The sequence below is a fragment of the Caldicellulosiruptor acetigenus genome (assembly GCF_026914305.1).
GTDB classification, from domain to species: domain Bacteria; phylum Bacillota; class Thermoanaerobacteria; order Caldicellulosiruptorales; family Caldicellulosiruptoraceae; genus Caldicellulosiruptor; species Caldicellulosiruptor acetigenus.
Genome location: NZ_CP113866.1, coordinates 1,648,161 through 1,665,949, shown reverse-complemented (window position 1 = coordinate 1,665,949; position 17,789 = coordinate 1,648,161). Strand labels below are relative to the sequence as shown.

21 protein-coding genes are annotated in these 17,789 nt (G+C 36.6%); 20 read left to right on the top strand and 1 reads right to left on the bottom strand.

Going from position 1 to position 17,789, the window contains the following annotated elements; translation table 11 throughout:
- Positions 1-33: 33 nt before the first annotated feature.
- Entirely contained in the window at positions 34-888 is an 855-nt protein-coding gene (locus tag OTK01_RS08285) for a Cof-type HAD-IIB family hydrolase (protein ID WP_029228224.1), read from the bottom strand.
- 175 nt (positions 889-1,063) lie between these two features.
- Between OTK01_RS08285 and OTK01_RS08280 the strand changes: the two genes are divergently transcribed.
- The 20 genes from OTK01_RS08280 to OTK01_RS08185 all read left to right on the top strand — a co-directional run bounded on the left by OTK01_RS08280 (position 1,064) and on the right by OTK01_RS08185 (position 17,756).
- Positions 1,064-2,974, top strand: coding sequence for an NADH-quinone oxidoreductase subunit 5 family protein (locus OTK01_RS08280; protein WP_029228225.1), 1,911 nt, complete (start codon positions 1,064-1,066; stop codon positions 2,972-2,974).
- Positions 2,971-3,831: a respiratory chain complex I subunit 1 family protein gene (locus OTK01_RS08275; protein ID WP_013432387.1), complete on the top strand. Its 861-nt coding sequence runs from the start codon at positions 2,971-2,973 to the stop codon at positions 3,829-3,831. Before OTK01_RS08280 ends, OTK01_RS08275 begins: the two co-directional genes overlap by 4 nt.
- 22 nt (positions 3,832-3,853) lie before the next feature.
- Positions 3,854-4,318: an NADH-quinone oxidoreductase subunit B family protein gene (locus tag OTK01_RS08270; protein ID WP_013411860.1), complete on the top strand. Its 465-nt coding sequence runs from the start codon at positions 3,854-3,856 to the stop codon at positions 4,316-4,318.
- Complete coding sequence (locus OTK01_RS08265; protein ID WP_029228226.1) at positions 4,302-4,673, top strand: NADH-quinone oxidoreductase subunit C; 372 nt, start codon at positions 4,302-4,304, stop codon at positions 4,671-4,673. Before OTK01_RS08270 ends, OTK01_RS08265 begins: the two co-directional genes overlap by 17 nt.
- A 7-nt stretch (positions 4,674-4,680) precedes the next feature.
- Entirely contained in the window at positions 4,681-5,760 is a 1,080-nt protein-coding gene (locus OTK01_RS08260) for a hydrogenase large subunit (RefSeq protein ID WP_029228227.1), read from the top strand.
- Between the two features lie 29 nt (positions 5,761-5,789).
- Complete coding sequence (locus OTK01_RS08255) at positions 5,790-6,170, top strand: 4Fe-4S binding protein (RefSeq protein ID WP_029228228.1); 381 nt, start codon at positions 5,790-5,792, stop codon at positions 6,168-6,170.
- A gap of 51 nt (positions 6,171-6,221) precedes the next feature.
- Complete coding sequence (gene hypA / locus OTK01_RS08250) at positions 6,222-6,563, top strand: hydrogenase maturation nickel metallochaperone HypA (RefSeq protein WP_029228229.1); 342 nt, start codon at positions 6,222-6,224, stop codon at positions 6,561-6,563.
- A 1-nt stretch (position 6,564) separates the two neighbouring features.
- Complete coding sequence (gene hypB, locus OTK01_RS08245) at positions 6,565-7,227, top strand: hydrogenase nickel incorporation protein HypB (RefSeq protein ID WP_029228230.1); 663 nt, start codon at positions 6,565-6,567, stop codon at positions 7,225-7,227.
- A gap of 12 nt (positions 7,228-7,239) precedes the next feature.
- Positions 7,240-9,507, top strand: a complete 2,268-nt coding sequence (hypF, locus tag OTK01_RS08240) for a carbamoyltransferase HypF (RefSeq protein ID WP_029228231.1) — start codon at positions 7,240-7,242, stop codon at positions 9,505-9,507.
- Positions 9,508-9,522: 15 nt separating this feature from the next.
- Positions 9,523-9,750 (top strand): HypC/HybG/HupF family hydrogenase formation chaperone, encoded by a 228-nt coding sequence (locus tag OTK01_RS08235; RefSeq protein ID WP_029228232.1) that lies wholly within the window; start codon positions 9,523-9,525, stop codon positions 9,748-9,750.
- On the top strand, positions 9,737-10,792 hold the full coding sequence (gene hypD, locus OTK01_RS08230) for a hydrogenase formation protein HypD (RefSeq protein WP_029228233.1): 1,056 nt from the start codon (positions 9,737-9,739) through the stop codon (positions 10,790-10,792). Before OTK01_RS08235 ends, hypD begins: the two co-directional genes overlap by 14 nt.
- Complete coding sequence (hypE, locus tag OTK01_RS08225) at positions 10,789-11,790, top strand: hydrogenase expression/formation protein HypE (protein WP_029228234.1); 1,002 nt, start codon at positions 10,789-10,791, stop codon at positions 11,788-11,790. Before hypD ends, hypE begins: the two co-directional genes overlap by 4 nt.
- 33 nt (positions 11,791-11,823) lie before the next feature.
- Positions 11,824-12,360, top strand: coding sequence for a hypothetical protein (locus tag OTK01_RS08220; protein ID WP_232841673.1), 537 nt, complete (start codon positions 11,824-11,826; stop codon positions 12,358-12,360).
- A gap of 176 nt (positions 12,361-12,536) precedes the next feature.
- On the top strand, positions 12,537-12,740 hold the full coding sequence (locus OTK01_RS08215; protein WP_013403518.1) for a 4Fe-4S dicluster domain-containing protein: 204 nt from the start codon (positions 12,537-12,539) through the stop codon (positions 12,738-12,740).
- A 3-nt stretch (positions 12,741-12,743) separates the two neighbouring features.
- Positions 12,744-13,796, top strand: coding sequence for a 3-methyl-2-oxobutanoate dehydrogenase subunit VorB (locus OTK01_RS08210; RefSeq protein ID WP_029228235.1), 1,053 nt, complete (start codon positions 12,744-12,746; stop codon positions 13,794-13,796).
- A gap of 38 nt (positions 13,797-13,834) precedes the next feature.
- On the top strand, positions 13,835-14,575 hold the full coding sequence (locus tag OTK01_RS08205) for a thiamine pyrophosphate-dependent enzyme (protein WP_029228236.1): 741 nt from the start codon (positions 13,835-13,837) through the stop codon (positions 14,573-14,575).
- Between the two features lie 2 nt (positions 14,576-14,577).
- Positions 14,578-15,117 (top strand): 2-oxoacid:acceptor oxidoreductase family protein, encoded by a 540-nt coding sequence (locus OTK01_RS08200; protein WP_029228237.1) that lies wholly within the window; start codon positions 14,578-14,580, stop codon positions 15,115-15,117.
- Between the two features lie 8 nt (positions 15,118-15,125).
- Positions 15,126-16,502 (top strand): VanW family protein, encoded by a 1,377-nt coding sequence (locus OTK01_RS08195; RefSeq protein WP_029228238.1) that lies wholly within the window; start codon positions 15,126-15,128, stop codon positions 16,500-16,502.
- Between the two features lie 18 nt (positions 16,503-16,520).
- Entirely contained in the window at positions 16,521-17,186 is a 666-nt protein-coding gene (locus tag OTK01_RS08190; RefSeq protein ID WP_029228239.1) for a DUF2225 domain-containing protein, read from the top strand.
- 75 nt (positions 17,187-17,261) lie between these two features.
- The gene (locus tag OTK01_RS08185) at positions 17,262-17,756 is read left to right on the top strand and encodes a coiled-coil domain-containing protein (protein WP_029228240.1); all 495 of its coding nucleotides are present in this window, start codon (positions 17,262-17,264) and stop codon (positions 17,754-17,756) included.
- Positions 17,757-17,789 lie beyond the last annotated feature (33 nt).

The following is a 17,789-nucleotide window of genomic DNA, read 5'->3' as shown; positions in this document are numbered from 1 at the left end:
AGAAAATATAAAAAGGGATGGGCGGTTCATAGTTTACCCATCCCTTTTAATTATGAACCTTTCAATAGCTTCAGCAACTGCACCTTCATTATTTGTTCTGGAGGTTACAAACTTTGCAGCTTTTTTTACTTCCTCCGGTGCATTTGCAACTGCCACGCTTATACCAGAGATTTTGAACATTCCGACGTCGTTGAAGTTATCACCAATTGACATTAAGTTTTCAGGTGAAATATTTATATAGCTCATAAATTGCAAAAGGGCTTTTTCTTTTGATGCATCTTTGCTCAAGACTTCTAAAAAAGCATATTCTTTGTTGTCTGATGCATAGTAAAGAATAATATTGCAATTGAGCTCAAGGGTTTTAAGGATTTCTTTAATCTCTTTAAGTTTTTCATATTTGCCCACAATTCCAATATGGCTAATAGGGTACTCTAAAAACTTTGAAAGCTTCTCCGCCGGATATGTAGGTTTAAATTGTTTGCGGCCATTTACAAAGCTTAGAAAATAGCTATCATAATTGGTTCTCTTTTTATAAATCATCTGAAAATCTTGCTCATATCCCAGTACGATATAGTAGTCTATTTCAAAATGATTATTATCAAGAAATCCAATTAATGCTTTCTTCTGAGCTTCTGTGAGATAATTTTTTATAATAGGTGGAAAATTAGGATTTTCGAAGACATAAACACCATTTGCCGAGATTAATGAACATGGCAGCTCTAAATCTTTTGCAATTTTAAAGGCTGAAGCGCCTCTTCCCGTGCAAAGTACTATTCTGACTTTATGCTTTTGAGCAGCAATTTTTAAAAACTCTTTGTTTATTTGAGGAATACAACCTCTATCGTCTAAAAGTGTTCCATCAATATCCAGTGCAATTAATTTTATCAAGACTTCTCACCTTCTTTTAAAATGTTGAACAAAAAATAGTAAGAATTTCACCTGTATTCTGGAGTTTGTTAACAAATTAACTTTTGCATACTGTATACAAGACAAAGATTATATGCTATAATCTTTAATAGCAATAGTTTATCATCACAAATAGAAAGGGGCAAGAAAGAAACAGATGGCGAGCATCTATTTACTCCTAATTTTTCTACCCATGATAGCAGCACTTTTTATTCTTCTTATTAACAATAGCAGTTTTAGAAAAGCTATTGTTTTTTTGATGTCTGCAATATTAATTGTTGTAGCTTTATACTCTATTTCACAGGGTGATAAATCAATCAAACTTTCTCATTCTTTAAATTCTGTACTTGAGTATCTTATAACATTTGCTGACTATTTTCTGTTAGCAATAATCTTTTTAATTGCTACAAACCTTAAGAACAAGCTTATAAGCCTTCTTGCCATTTTGCAATTTGTTTTAATGTTCGTGTTTGAATTTAAAGTAGGAAAATTAGAGGTTGAAAATGTATTTTTTGTTGACCACTTGAGCCTTATTATGCTTCTTTTGATAAACATAATAGGGCCGCTGATTGCAATATTTGCACTTTCTTATATGGATGAGCATGAGAAACACCTTCATCTTGAAAAGAGCAGACAAAACATATTTTTTGCAATAATCATGCTCTTTTTAGGTGCAATGAACGGTCTTGTGATTTCAAACAACATATTGTGGGTATACTTTTTCTGGGAAATTACCACACTCTGTTCGTTCCTGCTAATTTCTCATGACCAGAATGAAGAGAGCATCAAAAATGCAACAAGAGCTCTTCTTTTAAATTCGATAGGTGGGCTTAGCTTTGTTATAGGTATAATATTTATGTACTATAAATCTGGCACAGTTGCTTTGAATGAGATTATATCTTCACAAGACAGCAGTATTTTGATGATACCAATTGCATTTTTATCTTTGGCAGCATTTACAAAGTCTGCGCAGATGCCATTCCAGAGCTGGCTACTTGGTGCTATGGTGGCACCAACACCTGTGTCTGCTCTGCTTCACTCAAGCACAATGGTAAAAGCAGGTGTTTACTTAGTTTTGAGATTATCACCGGTATTTATTGATACATGGCTGGGAGGAATAGTTGCAGTGGCAGGCGCTTTTACTTTTGTGTCAGCAGCGCTTTTGGCTATCTTCCAGTCAAATGCAAAAAGAGTGTTGGCGTACTCCACAATTTCTAACCTGGGTCTTATAATTGCGTTGTCATCAATAGCACACAGATATGCGATATATGCAGCTGCACTTTTGATAGTTTTGCATGGTGTGTCTAAAGCGCTTTTGTTCTTGTGCGTTGGCTCAATAGAACAGGGTATAGGTTCCCGAAACATAGAGGATATGGACGGAATCAAGTACAAAATGCCAATTGTAGCTTTCTTGACTCTTTTAGGAAGTGTGTCAATGCTGCTTCCGCCATTTGGCGTTTTAATTACAAAATGGATTGCTATTGAGGTGTCAACTCAAAATATAGTTGCAATGCTTGAGATAATCTTGGGAAGTGCTTTTACAGTGGTTTTCTGGACTAAATTCATAGGCAAGGTTCTTTCTGATGGCAAAGAGAAAAACAAGGTTGAAAAATTTGAATTTTTAAGACATATTCCTTTAATGGTTATATCAGCACTTGTAGTTTTGGTAAGCATCTTTTTGACCCAGTTTACCAACAAATTTGTTGTACCGTTTTTCAAGTCTTCTTTTGCAAGGTATTCAGGGGTAAGCAGCAGCAATATAAAAGATTTGTATGTGAAAGATTTCTTTGGATTTAATCCTCTTGTATTTTTTGGTGTGCTGGTAGCAGCAGTTGTTCTGGGAGCTCTAATATATAGGTTGTTTAAGCCAAAAAGATATGTACCTGTGTATATGTCATGTGAAAACTCGGACAATTTTGCTTTCAGAGGTGAAAAAGATAAAGTTGTGCCGTTTGAATTCAAAAATTATTATTTTGAAACACTGACAAATGAGAAAACAGTAACGCTTGTTGTAAATGTTCTTTCAATTGCATTAATCGCAATAATGTTTGGGGTGATTTTAAAGTGAATCAGGTTTTGATTACACTTGCAGCTGTGGTACTTTCGCCTATAGTTGGCGGACTTTTAACTGGGATTGACCGCAAAATAACAGCAAGAATGCAAAACAGGTTTGGACCGCCTATCTTGCAGCCTTTTTACGACCTTTTTAAACTATTTTCAAAAGAGACCATTGTTGTTTCGAACACTCAGATTTTATATGCATTTTTGTTTCTAATGTTTAACATTGTTGCAGTTGTGATGTTTGTGCTCAAGATGGACCTTCTTTTGATTTTATTTATTCTTGCATTTGCTACAACAGCGCTCATTCTTGGAGCAATGGCAACAAATTCGCCATATTCAAGGATAGGCGCTCACAGGGAATTGATATCTGTACTTGCATATGAGCCTGTTTTAATTGCTATGATAGTAGCAATTTACTTTGTGACTGGGAGTTTCAATATAGAAGATATTTTGAAACACAGAAGCCTTTTGATATTAGATTTGCCATTTATCTTCATAGCATTCAGCTATGTTTTGACTATTAAGCTGCGAAAATCTCCGTTTGATTTATCAACTTCACACCATGGTCATCAGGAACTTGTAAAGGGCATTACAACAGAGTTTGCAGGCCCTGTTCTTGGCTTGATTGAGCTTGGTCACTGGTACGAGCTTGTGCTTTTACTTCTTTTTGTGTGGCTATTTTTTGCAAAAAACATCTTTGTCGCGATAGTAGCAATTTTAATTTGCTACTTTTTAGAGATTGTAATTGACAATATCTCAGCAAGGCTTACATGGAAGATAATGCTACGGCTTACTTGGTCAGTAGCATTTGGTTTTGCGCTTGTCAATCTTATTTGGGTATATATAAAGTATAGGTTATTATAAAAAACAGGGGTGAAAATAAAAAGTGTTATTCAGAAAGGCATTGAAAAAGTCTCCATGGATTGTTCACTATGATTGTAACAGCTGCAATGGCTGTGATATAGAAATACTGGCAACGTTAACACCTGTATATGACGTTGAGAGATTTGGAATTATAAATGTAGGTAATCCCAAACATGCTGATATATTAGTTGTATCAGGATCTGTCAACCACAGAAACGCAAGAGTTTTAAAGACAATCTATGAACAGATGCCGCATCCAAAAGCTGTTGTAGCAATTGGAGCATGTGCGTGCTCTGGCGGGATATTCAAAGAATGTTACAATACCCTTGGCGGTGCTGATACAGTTGTTCCTGTTGATGTGTATGTTCCTGGGTGTGCGCCACGGCCGGAGGCTATCATGGAAGGAATATTAAAGGCTGCACAGCTTTTAGAAGAGAAGAAAAAGAATATGAAAAAGGGTGAGATTTTGAATGTTGCAAAATCTTAAAGAACTTCAGAAAGAGGATTTGAGGAAAGAAGTTTTAGCCTTAAAAGCAGATGGGTATAGATTTGTTACTGCAACATGTGTTGATTTGGGCGATGGAAGGTTTGATATAATCTATCATTTTGATAAGGATTACCAAGTAACAAATATAAGAGTTACTATAGCATCTGAAGAAAAAGTTCCTTCTATTTCGGACATATATTTTGCAGCTGTGTTTGTTGAAAATGAGATAAAAGATTTGTTTGGCATAGAATTTGAAAATCTTTTGATTGATTACGAAGGAAAGTTCATGATAACAGAAGATTTAGAATCTCCTATGCGCAAAAAGCCAGTGGTAAAAGTGAAGAAAGGAGAGTAAGAAGGCTTTGGGGAAAAGAACAATAGTTCCGTTTGGTCCACAGCATCCTGTTTTGCCGGAACCTCTGCAGCTTAGGCTTGTTTTAGAGGACGAAAAAGTTGTTGAAGCGATACCTGCAATAGGTTATGTTCATAGAGGACTTGAAAAACTTGCTGAGGAAAAGGATATAAATCAGAACATATATGTAGTTGAAAGAGTTTGTGGTATATGCAGTTTTCAGCAGGCTTTGGCTTATTGCCAGGGAATTGAAGAGCTAATGGGCATTGAAGTGCCCGACAGAGCAAGGTATTTGCGAGTTATTTGGGCAGAGCTTCACAGGCTTCACAGCCACCATTTGTGGCTTGGGCTATTGGCTGACGCTTTTGGTTTTGAAAGTCTTTTTATGCAGTGCTGGAGAAATAGAGAGCTTGTGATGGATCTTATGGAAGCAACAGCAGGTTCAAGAGTTATAATTTCCACAAATATAATTGGTGGGGTTAGAAGAGATATAGACCTTGATAAGCAAAAGTTCATTTTAAATAACCTTGCAAAATTGGAAGAGGAGCTAAAGAAGATAGAAGGTTCGTTTTTGAACGATTATACAGTCAAGAAAAGACTTGTAGGTGTTGGAGTTCTGAGCAAGCAAGAAGCTTACGAGCTTGGCTGTGTAGGACCAATGGCAAGGGCAAGCGGAATTAGTATGGACCTACGAACCCTTGGATATGCAGCATATGGAGAGCTTGACTTTGAACCTGTTGTGGAAAATGACGGAGACTGCTATGCAAGACTGAAAGTGAGACTTCGCGAGTGCTATCAGTCAATTGACCTTATTCGTCAGGCTATATCTAAGATGCCAGAAGGTGAGATTTCAACGCCGGTCAAAGGATTTCCAAACGGTGAGGTTATTTCAAGGGTTGAACAGCCACGAGGAGAAGATGTATATTATATAAAGGCAAACGGGACAAAGAACTTAGAAAGGCTCAGAATCAGAACACCAACATTTGCAAATATTCCTGCGCTTGTGAAGATGCTTCAGGGTGTGGATTTTGCAGATGTTCCAATGCTTGTTTTGACAATCGACCCATGTATTTCGTGTACCGAAAGGTAAAAAAGTTTTTGTAAAAGAGGGATGGTAAAATGTTTGGGATGCTTAGAAATGTTTTTGATAACCTGTTTTCAAAGCCTGCAACAAGGCTTTATCCGAAGGAAAAGAGGCCATTTTTTAAAGATACAAGAGGAAGCCTTGAGATAGAGATAGAGAAATGTATCTTTTGTGGTATTTGCCAGAGAAAATGTCCTTCAAATGCGATAGTGGTGGATAGAAACTCAAGGACATGGCAGCTAAATCAGTACAAGTGCGTGCTCTGCAATGTATGTGTTGAGTCCTGTCCTAAAAAGTGTTTAATTTCAAAAGAGCAATTTAACGTTCCAACCACTTATAAAGAGTTTTACATCAAAAAGCAGGAAGTAAAAGATGAAGTGCAGCCAAAGGCGCAGGCTGCTGCAACTAATAGTTAAATAGGAGACTTTGGCTAAAGCTTAAAGCAGAAGTGGAAGGAAAATGGTAAAATGCATGAGTATTTTGTTACACAGCAGCTTGTAAAGATTGCAGAAGAGGAGCTGAAAAATATCGACTTTAAAAAGGTTACAGAGATTAAAGTTGTAGTTGGGGAGCTTAGCGGAATTATTGACGAGTCGCTAAAATTTTATTTTGATATCCTAACAAAAGGAACAATCTTAGAAGGTGCAGAGCTCAAAATAATTACCAAAAAGGCTCTTTTGTACTGTCAAAAATGCAGTGAATATTTTGAAAGAACAAAAGATTTTACGTGTCCAAAATGTTTGTCATTAGGCAAGCTTACAGAACATGGTAAGGAATTTTACATTGAGTCTATAGAGGTAGATGATTGAGATGGAAATAAAGGTAATAAAAAATATTTTAGAGCGAAATCAAAATGCAGCCGACAATATAAGAAGGTTAGCAGATGAAAATAAATGGTATATTGTAAATGTGATGGGGTCACCTGGTGCAGGTAAGACATCTTTTATTAAGTGTATGATAGAAAATCTCAAAGATGTATTTAACATTGCAGTAATCGAAGGTGATGTTGCTTCAACAATTGATGCCGAGCAAATTGCAAACTACGGAGTTAAAGTTTTGCAGATAAACACAGGCGGTGCCTGCCATTTAGTTGCAGATAGTATTGCAGAAGCAATAGATACTCTTAACCTTTTACCTAAAATGGTAATCTTTGTTGAAAATATTGGCAATCTTATCTGTCCATCGTCGTTTGATTTAGGAGAAAACATGAGAGTTGTTGTATCTTCTGCTGCAGAGGGTGATGACAAGCCATATAAATATCCTATAATGTTTGAAAAAGCTGACGTTATTGTTCTGTCAAAGATTGATATAGTGGATGCCATTGGTTTTGATATGCAAAGATACAAAAAGGGTTTAGAAGCTATAAAAGACAAAGATTTAAAACTGTTTGAGGTATCGTTCAGGACAAAAGAAGGTGTGGAAAGCCTCGTTAATTACTTTTATACTCTTTTAGATTCATATTTCAAAAAGTAGGGGAAAATGCTTATGAAAAGGTACAGGTTTATATTTAAAGGGCTTGTGCAAGGGGTCGGTTTCCGACCCTTTATTTATAGTATTGCAAGAAAACTTGGACTTACTGGGTTTGTAAAAAATACTGGTGAAGGTGTTTTGGCTGAGTTTCAAGGGGATACAACTTCAGAGCAAATAACACAGCATATTATAACTAATCTTCCTAAAAATGCTATTTTAGAGAAAATTGAAGTTTATGAGATTGAACCGGTAGAGAGTGAAAAAGAGTTTTGTATTGTTGAGAGTGAAAAAAATAGGATTTCAACAGTCCTTCCTTATGACTTAGGGATATGTGAGGATTGCAAAAGAGAGTTTTATGACAAATCTCACAGACATTATCACAACGTATTTATTAGCTGTACAAACTGCGGACCAAGATACACAATTATTGAAACTTTACCATATGATAGAGAAAATACATCTATGAAGCAATTTAAGTTTTGCAGTGATTGCGAAAAAGAATACTTTACTGCGGACAACAGAAGATTCAATGCGCAGTCAACAACGTGCCCTGTGTGTGGACCAAGACTTTTTCTTTTTTCATTTGCTGAAAAAAAACATATCCATGGAGAGGCAATTGAACTTTTAGATTTTGTTTCTCAAAAAATTGAAGAGGGATATATAGTCGCAATAAAAGGGATAGGCGGCTTTCACTTGGTGTGTGACCCATACAATGAAATTGTGGTAAAAAGACTATTTGAAAGCAAGAGACGAGAAGGCAAGCCCTTAGCACTTGTTGCTCGGGACATTGAAGTAGTAAAAAAATATTGCCATGTCAATAAGATGGAAGAAGATATTTTTTCTTCTCCACGATGTCCTATAATTCTTTTTGAAAAAAAGACTGAGCATTTTTCACACGTGAATAGCAATCTTCACACCCTTGGCATAATGAGGGCGTACACCCCTATTTTGGACTATATCCTGAGCAAAACAGGCAGAGACTTTTTAATTGCAACCTCTGCCAACCTCTCAGGAATTCCAATGATTATTGACGAAAGCGATGCTATTCAAAAACTTGATGGTACCTGTGACTATGTGCTCTATCACAACAGAAAAATAGTTCGAAGATGCGATGATAGCGTTGCTTTTGTTGTAAAAGATAAGTTTGTACTGACAAGACCAGGAAGAGGTTTTGCTCCTCTGAGACTAAAACTTTCTTCAACACAATTTGTAGAGAAAAATATCTTAGCATTAGGAGGTCATGAGAAGGCTACAGTTGCTTTAAAAAAAGACGATGAGGTTATTGTGAGCCAATACCTGGGTGACCTTGACACAAAAGAGTATATAGACTTTTACAGGTCTGCACTAAGTGACCTTCTTTTTCTTTACAACTTAGAATATGATTATATTGCCTGTGATTTGCACAAAAACTATTTTTCAACCGCCCTTGCTGAGGAGATTGCTCAAAAAAATAACAAAAAAATTGTGTATGTTCAGCATCATGTAGCTCATGTGTTTTCGTGCATGCTTGAAAATAATTTAGATAGCTGTATAGGCTTTGCATTTGACGGTACAGGCTTGGGATTGGATGGGAACATATGGGGAAGTGAAGGATTTATAATTGATAAAAGCAATGTGAAAAGAGCATTTCATCTAAAGTACTATCCTTTAGTGGGCGGAGAAAAATCTATAAAAGAACCTGTGAGACTGGCATACTATTTTGCGTATGAAATTGATAAAAACTTTGCGGAGGAATATTTTGCAAATTCTAATTTTCTTTCGAAAATTGTAAAGGCAGCAAGGTTACTGAATTACCCTCTTTGCTCAAGTTTTGGAAGGATATTTGATGTTGTTGGTGTGCTTTTAAGGTGTGGTGAGAAAAACAATTTTGAAGCCCAGATTCCAATGGTTTTAGAAAGTATTGCTGATAAGACCGAAGAAGGGTTTTATGATTTTGTTATGAATTTTGAACATGAAACTGAAATAGATATTGTGCATATACTACAACAAATTATTAATGATATTAAAAGAAAGGCTGACAGAAGCTTGATTTCTGCGAAATTTCACAACACCGTTGCAAAAATAGTTGTTGAAGTGGCAAAGAGGTTGAGAGAAAATTATAATAAAGACATTGTAGTACTATCTGGTGGAGTGTTCCAAAACAGGCTTTTGCTTGAAAAGACAGTATCTTTGCTTGAGAAAGAAGGTTTTAAAGTGTATTTTAATTCTTTTTTCCCTATAAACGATGGGGGAATTTCAGCTGGACAAGTATATTATACAATCCAATTATTAAAAAATTGTTAAGGGAGTTTTAAAAATATGTGTTTAGGGTATCCTGCAAAGGTAGTCGAAATTTTAGAAGATGGCAAGAAAGCTATTGTTGACTATTTAGGTTTGAAGAAAACTGTAAATGTGTCTCTAATAAAAGAAGTGGCTGTGGGTGATTATTTACTTATTCACTCAGGAGTTGCAATTGAAAAAATAGATGAAAAAGAAGCCGAGGAAATAGAAAAACTTTTTGGTGAGGTAAGAGATGCAAACTCTTGAAAAGGCAAATGCTATTGTTAACACGATAAAAAACAACATTGAAAAGATTGGCAGGCAGCTAAGAATAATTGAGGTGTGTGGTACCCATACTGTTTCAATTTACCGAAACGGTTTTCATACTCTTTTTAAAGGATATATAGATTTTATTTCAGGTCCTGGCTGCCCAGTTTGCGTAACTCATGAAGGGTATATAGACAATCTCATTGAGCTTGCAAAAATGAACTATACTATCTACACTTTTGGAGACCTACTGAAAGTTCCAGGAAAGAGTATGTCTTTAGCTGAGGCAAAAGCAGAAGGTGCCAAGATTAAAATTATGTATTCACCGGTTGATGCTGCTGAGAATATAGCCGAAGATGAAGAAGCAATAATTGCTGCAGTGGGGTTTGAGACAACAGTTCCAGCATTTGCTCTAAGCCTAGAAAAGGTATTGGAAAAGGGTTTGAAGAATGTCAAATTTGCATGTGAGCTTAAAACCATTGACCAGCCGCTAAAAGTTCTTTTAAAAGACCACATAAAAGTGGACGGGCTTATCCTGCCAGGACATGTTGCGACAATCTTGGGTGTTGATGGATTTAGGTTTGTTGAGGAGTTTAAACTTCCTTCTGTAATATCTGGATTTGAAAAGTATGATATTTTGCTTTCTTTGCTGAGTTTGACACAAAGTATCTTAAATAATGATTTTACTGTAAAAAATGAGTACAAGAGAGTGGTAAAAAAAGAAGGTAACACAGTTGCTAAAAGGTATATAGAGAGGTTTTTTGAAAGAACTGATGCGTATTTTAGAGGACTTGGCTTGATTGAGGGGGGTGGGTTGAGACTTAAAAGTGAGTATTCTGCCTTTTCAGTCCAGCTTAAATATGAATATGAAAGTCTTTCTAATTCTGCGTGCAGATGTACAGATGTGCTCACAGGCAAATTAAAGCCTTTTGAATGTCCTCTTTTTGAAAAGGTGTGCACACCTCAGACACCAAAAGGTGCGTGTATGGTATCACAAGAAGGTTCTTGCAATGCATACTTTAGATTCGGGAAGTGGAAATGATGAGGACTATTCGCAAGGAACATGGCAATGGCGGGAAACAGACATATGAGCTGATTGACGGCCTTTTCAAGCCAATATTTGGTTCTGAAATATTGAAAAGTGCCGATGATTCAACAATATTTTCCTTAAACGATATGAAAGTTGGAATATCAACAGATTCATTTGTAGTAAAGCCATATTTTTTTAAAGGAGGAGATATTGGGAAGCTTGCTGTATGTGGTACGGTAAATGACTTAGCTGTTGCAGGACTTGAACCAAAGTATATTACCGTTTCTTTTATAATTGAAGAAGGATTTTCCATGGATGATTTAGAGAGGATTACAATGTCAATAAAGAAATATGCAGATTTGGCAAGAGTTGAGGTTGTTGCAGGGGATACAAAGGTTGTGGAAAAGGGTGCGGCAGATGGAATATTCATAAATACAACCGGTTTGGGTGTTGCAAGAGATACCAAAAAAATGCCTTCCATTTCAAAAATAGAAAGTAATCAAGTTGTGATTGTCAGTGGGGATATAGGAAGACACGGAGCATGCATATATTCTCACAATGAAGACCTTGGGTTTGAAGAAAGGATAGAATCCGACTGTGGGCTTTTGTTAGATGTCATTTCAGAGCTGATGCAAGAAGTAGATGTTGCGTATATGAAAGACCTTACAAGAGGTGGGCTTGCCACAGCTTTAAATGAGATTGTCCAAAAGTCTGGATTTGATATAAAGGTTGAGGAAGAAAAGATACCTGTGGCAGATGAGGTAAAAGCTCTGTGCGATATCCTGGGGCTTGATAGCTATTATCTTGCCTGTGAAGGTAGGTTTGTTGCAATTGTAAATAGGGATGAAAAAGAGAAAGCTATTGAGATTTTGAGAAAATACAATGGGTTTGCATGCGAGATTGGGACAGTGGAGGAAAGTAGGGAAAAGAGAGTATATCTGTCAACCACCTTTGGCGGCACGAGAATTTTGGACATGCTTTATTATGAGATGTTACCAAGGATTTGCTAAGAAGAATTTGTGACGGGGATGAGGGTGAAAAGAATGTGCATGACAGTACCTTTGAGTTTTGTCAACAGGAAAACAAACATCTTTGTTGGGACGGCGGGAAGTGGCAAGAGTGAGATAGCATTAAATGTTTCTTTGGAGCTTGGGGAGTTTTTCCATGTGAATTTAATTGATGCGGATGTAATAAATTTTTATTATAACCTGAGAAGTATTAAGCATATTATTGAGAATAAAAACATAAATTTTATTTCCACACACTTTGAGGACAAAAGTATAGATCTTCCGGTTCTTTCTGGCAGGGTTTTTGAAGCACTGAGCAACTCAAACGGAGTCAACATAATAGATGTAGGTGGAGATGAGCTTGGCAGTAGAATTGTTGGCCAGTTCAAAGAGCTGCTTGATAAAAAAGGATACAGTCTTTTTTATGTTGCCAACATATACAGACCGTTTAATTCAAACGAGGAAGAAATCTTGCAGAACATGCAGGAAATTGAGAGCATTCTGGGAATGAATATTACAGCTATTATAAATAATTCTCATCTTCTTTCAGAAACAAAGCCAGAAGTATTATAAGAAGCCTTAAAATTATCCAAAACGTAGCTGACAAAAAAGATATTCCCTATATTCTTACTGTAGTTGAAGAGAATCTATTTGAAGAGGAGCTTTTAGAAGAGATAAAAAAATATTCTCTTGTATATGCCATTAAAAGGTATATAATAAGATAAGAAGCCATTTTGGAGGTTGATAAGTTGAAGCTCAAAATCGAGTATGATAAGTGCAAAAGTTGTGGACTTTGCGTGGAAATCTGCCCAAAGAAAATCTTGTATATTGACAGGAGCAGAATAAACAAAAAAGGGTATAATCCTGTTGAAGTAAAAGACCAAAACTCATGTATTGGCTGTGGAAGCTGCTATAAGGTTTGTCCTGATATAGTGTTTGAGGTAGGTGAGTAGACTTTGAAAATTCTTATGAAAGGAAATGAAGCCATTGCTGAGGCAGCACTGAGGGCTGGCTGTGAATGTTTTTTTGGGTATCCAATCACCCCTCAGACAGAACTTCTGCAGTATATGGCTAAAAAGCTTTTAAAAAATGGCGGTGTATTTATTCAGGCAGAGAGCGAAGTTGGAGCAATTAACATGGCATATGGTGCATCGAGCTGTGGCAAGCGGGTTATGACATCATCATCTGGTCCAGGAATAAGCCTTAAACAAGAGGGTATATCATATTTAGCAGGTGCAGAACTTCCATGCGTGATTGTCAACATTATGAGAGGTGGACCAGGGCTTGGCAATATAAATGCTGCCCAGTCTGATTATCTTCAGGCTACAAAAGGTGGCGGACATGGAGATTATAAGGTGATTGTACTTGCTCCATCTTCTGTGCAAGAAGCAGTGGAACTTACAATAAAGGCGTTTGACCTTGCAGACAAGTACCGAAACCCTGTTATGATTTTGGGTGATGGAATGCTTGGACAGATGATGGAGGTTGTTGAGTTCGACGAAAACTATCAACCACAAAAGGTAGAAAAACTATGGGCGGTGACAGGCGAGAGAAATAGAGAAAAAAGAGTGACAAACTCTCTTTATATTGTTCCAGAAGAGCTTGAAAAACATAATTTAAAGCTAAAGGAAAAGTACAAAAAAATAAAGGAAAATGAGGTAATGGTCGAAGAATACTTAGCAGATGATGCAAAGGTTATTTTTGTCTCATTTGGAATGTGTGCAAGGATTGTAAAAAGTGCTGTAAACAGATTAAGACAAGCTGGTGAGAAGGTTGGGCTTGTAAGACCAATTACGCTTTGGCCATTTCCAGAAAATGAGCTAAAAAGTTATGCATTAAAAGAGGAAGTAGAATTTTTTATTGACGTTGAGATGAATTTAGGACAGATGCTTGAGGATGTTAAGCTTTCTTTGGAAGGGAAAAAAGAAGTACACTTTTATGGAAGAACAGGCGGCATGGTTCCCACAATTCAAGAAATAATGGACTTTTATTATTCCCTTAAAAAGTAGCAAATGGGGCTCATCAAATTTGAGAGGAAGATGATAGGATGAAATTCAAAAGACCAGAGTGTTTGACAAAAGAGAGTATGCATTATTGCCCAGGGTGCGGTCACGGAATCATTCACAGACTGATTGCTGAGGTTATTGACGAGGATTACAAAGAGAGTAAAATAATAGGTGTCGCACCTGTTGGCTGTGCAGTTTTTATATATGACTATTTTAATTTTGACTTTGTGGCAGCAGCTCATGGGAGAGCCACAGCCGCTGCAACAGGTGTAAAAAGAAGTATTCCAGATGCTCTTGTGTTTTCATATCAAGGTGACGGTGATATTGCGGCAATTGGAACATCTGAGGTCATACATGCAGCAACCCGCGGTGAAAACTTTACAGCTATATTTGTTAACAACGGAGTTTATGCTATGACAGGTGGTCAGATGGCACCGACAACAATTCCTGGACAGGTGACAGTTTCATCTCCATACGGACGTGACCCAAAGGTGCAAGGTTATCATATAAAGCTTTGTGAAATGCTTGTGCCACTTGATGGTGTTGCCTTTGTTGCAAGAACTTCAATACATAACTTAAAAAATATTGAGTTCACAAAAAAGGCAATAAGAAGAGCTTTTGAAGTTCAGATGAACAATGAAGGCTTTTCTATTATAGAAGTGCTTTCAAACTGCCCTACAAACTGGGGACTTTCGCCGAGTGAGAGCATGAAGAGAATAGAAAATGAGGTGCTAAAATACTACAGTTTGGGAATTTTCAAGGATAAAGGTAGGGGAATTTGAAGATGACAGAGGAGATTTTAATTGCAGGATTTGGTGGCCAGGGTGTTCTTTTTTTAGGCCAGGTATTTGCCCATCTTGGAATGAAAAAGGGGTTTAATGTGTCATGGCTTCCGTCGTACGGACCTGAAATGAGGGGTGGGACAGCAAACTGCAGTGTTATAATCTCAAGTGATATGATTGGTTCTCCTGTTGTGTTTAATCCCGATACATTATTTGTTTTAAACAAGCCTTCGCTTGAAAAATTTGAACATGCAATAAAAAAAAGTGGACTTTTACTTGTAAACAGTTCTCTTGTGGATACTTCTGCAAATAGAAATGATGTAAATGTTCATTATATTCCGGCAACTGAGATTGCTTCAAGAGTAGGGAATGTTCGAGTTGCAAACATCGTAATGTTTGGCGCATATTTGGCAATAAAGCAGAACTTTTCAGTTGACGAGGCAAAAGATGTTTTAAGAGAGTTTTCAAAAACAGAAGAAATTTATAATTTAAACTGTTTGGCTCTTGAAAAGGGCTTTGAAGCAATTGCTGGACGGGGGTAAATTTTGAGGTGAGAAGGTATATATTAATTGGGATTGTAGTAGTGCTTTTGATAGCAAGCACAGTTTTGGGATATACTCTTTATAACAATGTTACAAAAGTTCTTGACACAGATAGGATTTATAAGGGTGTTTATGTTGAGGGTGTCCATTTGGGTGGACTTACCACAGAGCAGGCTCTTGAGCTTTTAAAAAAGACATATTTTGAGCCGCTGCAGAACAAAAAAATTGAAGTTATAGTTGAAGGCAAAAGTTATTTTCTTGAGTATTCTTCTCTTGGAATAAAGATGGATATAGACAAGGCAGTAGAAAAGGCATATTCAATTGGCAGAAAGGGCAACCTTGCAACACGGTTTAAAGAGATAAAAAAGGTTTATGAAAATCCAGTTATAATAAGACTTAATTTTGAGTATGATCAAGATAAACTCAAAAAGTTTGTAGATGAGCTTTTCAACACACACTATCAATCGCCTGTTAATGCAAGTATCAAAAAAGTAGGAGACCAGTTTGTTATAACTTCAGAGAGAGTAGGGAAAAAACTTGATTATGCCTATCTTTTGAATAAATTAAAAGATATGATTAAAAACAAGCAAGAAGGCAAGGTTTATGCAAGATTTTTAAAAGTAATGCCGCGAATCACAGCAAGTGAGCTGTCAAAAATAAAAGAAATAATAGGTTCGTTTACCACAAAGTTTGATAGTTCAAATGTTGCAAGAAGCGAAAATATAAGGGTGGCTGCGCAAAAGATAAATGGTAGCTTAGTGATGCCGGGCGAAGTATTTTCACTGTCAAAGGCAATTGGACCTGTAACGGTTGAGAATGGTTTTAAAATTGCCAAAGTAATTGTCAATAACGAGTTTGTAGACGGTGTTGGTGGTGGACTTTGTCAAATAGCAACCACTATGTACAATGCAGTTTTGATGGCTCAGCTGAAGGTTGTGGAAAGAGCACCTCATTCAGCTCTAATTTCGTACGTGCCACCTGGCAGGGATGCAACAATTGCTTCAGGTTCAATAGATTTTAAATTCAAGAACACAACAAGTGCACCTATCTATGTTGAAAGTTATACTTCCCAAAATACTGTGACGGTTAACCTTTATGGTAAAAATAATCACAAGGGTGAAGTGGTTAAGTTCGAATCGGAAGTAATCGAAAGAGTACCATATAAAAAGGTTTACAAGAATGACCCAACACTTCCGCAAGGAGTAGAAAAGCTTTCCAATAAACCCCAAAACGGCTTGAAAGTAAAGACTTATATGCTTGTTTATAAAGATGGCAAGTTAATAGAAAGAAAGCTTCTGTCCTATGACTATTATAAACCTGTAAATGCTGTAATACTGGTTGGAACAAAAGCAAAAGAGACTGTCTCTTCATCTGTCTATGATTAAGGGGAGAGGATAAGAAAAATGGACATTTATGAAAAAACATTAGAGTGCCCTGTATGCGGCAGCCCAATCAAAGCACCGTTTGTGAAAAGTTCAGCAATTTTTATAGAGAGCAGGGATACTGACCTTTGTGTTTACTACAAGGGCGTCAATCCTCTTTTGTATGATGTTATTGTCTGCGGGGAATGTGGTTATGCAGCTCTCAGCAAAAATTTTGGGAAACTTACAAAATGGGATGTAGAATCATTAAAAGAAAAGGTTGCTTCAAAGTGGGTAAAAAGAGAGATTCCTTTTGAAAGAACAGTAGATGATGCTGTTACATTGTACAAGTTGGCTTTGATTACAGCAACATCTAAGAGAAAAGTCAACAAATATGAGGTTGCAGGGATTTTGCTGAGAATTTCATGGCTCTACAGGCTAAGTCAAGATAAAGAAAAAGAGCTTGAATTTCAAAAACTTGCCCTCCAAACATATAAGGATGCTTTTGAACATGAAGAAGGGTCAGGAGATGAAATAGATTTGGCAACGGTCATGTACTTGATAGGTGAGCTTTCGAGACGAGTAGGTGAAATTGACGAGGCAAGAAAATGGTTTTCAAGGCTTATATCAAGCAAAGAAGCTCGAAACAATCCTCACATTCTTGAACTTGCAAGAGACCAGATTCAGGTTATAAAAGATATGGAATAAAAATACAGAAAAATTGGTAAAAGAATTATGATATAATCTTTCTATCTATAAAATTTGAAATTTAGGAGGCAAAAAATGCCAGAAAGTGATGTTTTGCAAGCTATATTTTCATCTCTCGAAAAAATTAATGGGCGACTTGATGCTATTGAGAAAAGATTAGATAAGATTGAGCAGAGGCTTGATAGAGTTGAGCAGAGGCTTGATAGAGTTGAGCAGAGGCTTGACAAGGTTGAGCAGAGGCTTGACGTTGTTGAAATGAGATTAGACATGCTTGAACAGAGAGTTACTAAGTTAGAGGAAGATGTTCAGACTATTAAGCAGGACATTGTTATATTAAAAGAAAATGACAAAGAGCTGACAAGAAGAATGAACGCTGTATATGACCAGGTTGCGTTCTTGACAGAGTTCCGAACAGAGATGATTATGTTCAGAGATGAGGTGTACAAAAGATTTGACAATTTAGAGCAGCAAACAGGAAGATTAAAAGAAGGGTTTGAATATTTGCGTGACATGACAGTTGAGCATGAAATTGATATTCGATTTTTAAAAAGAGTTGTGAGAGCTTCATAGTTTACATAGAAAGTAATTAAAAGCTTGAGAGCT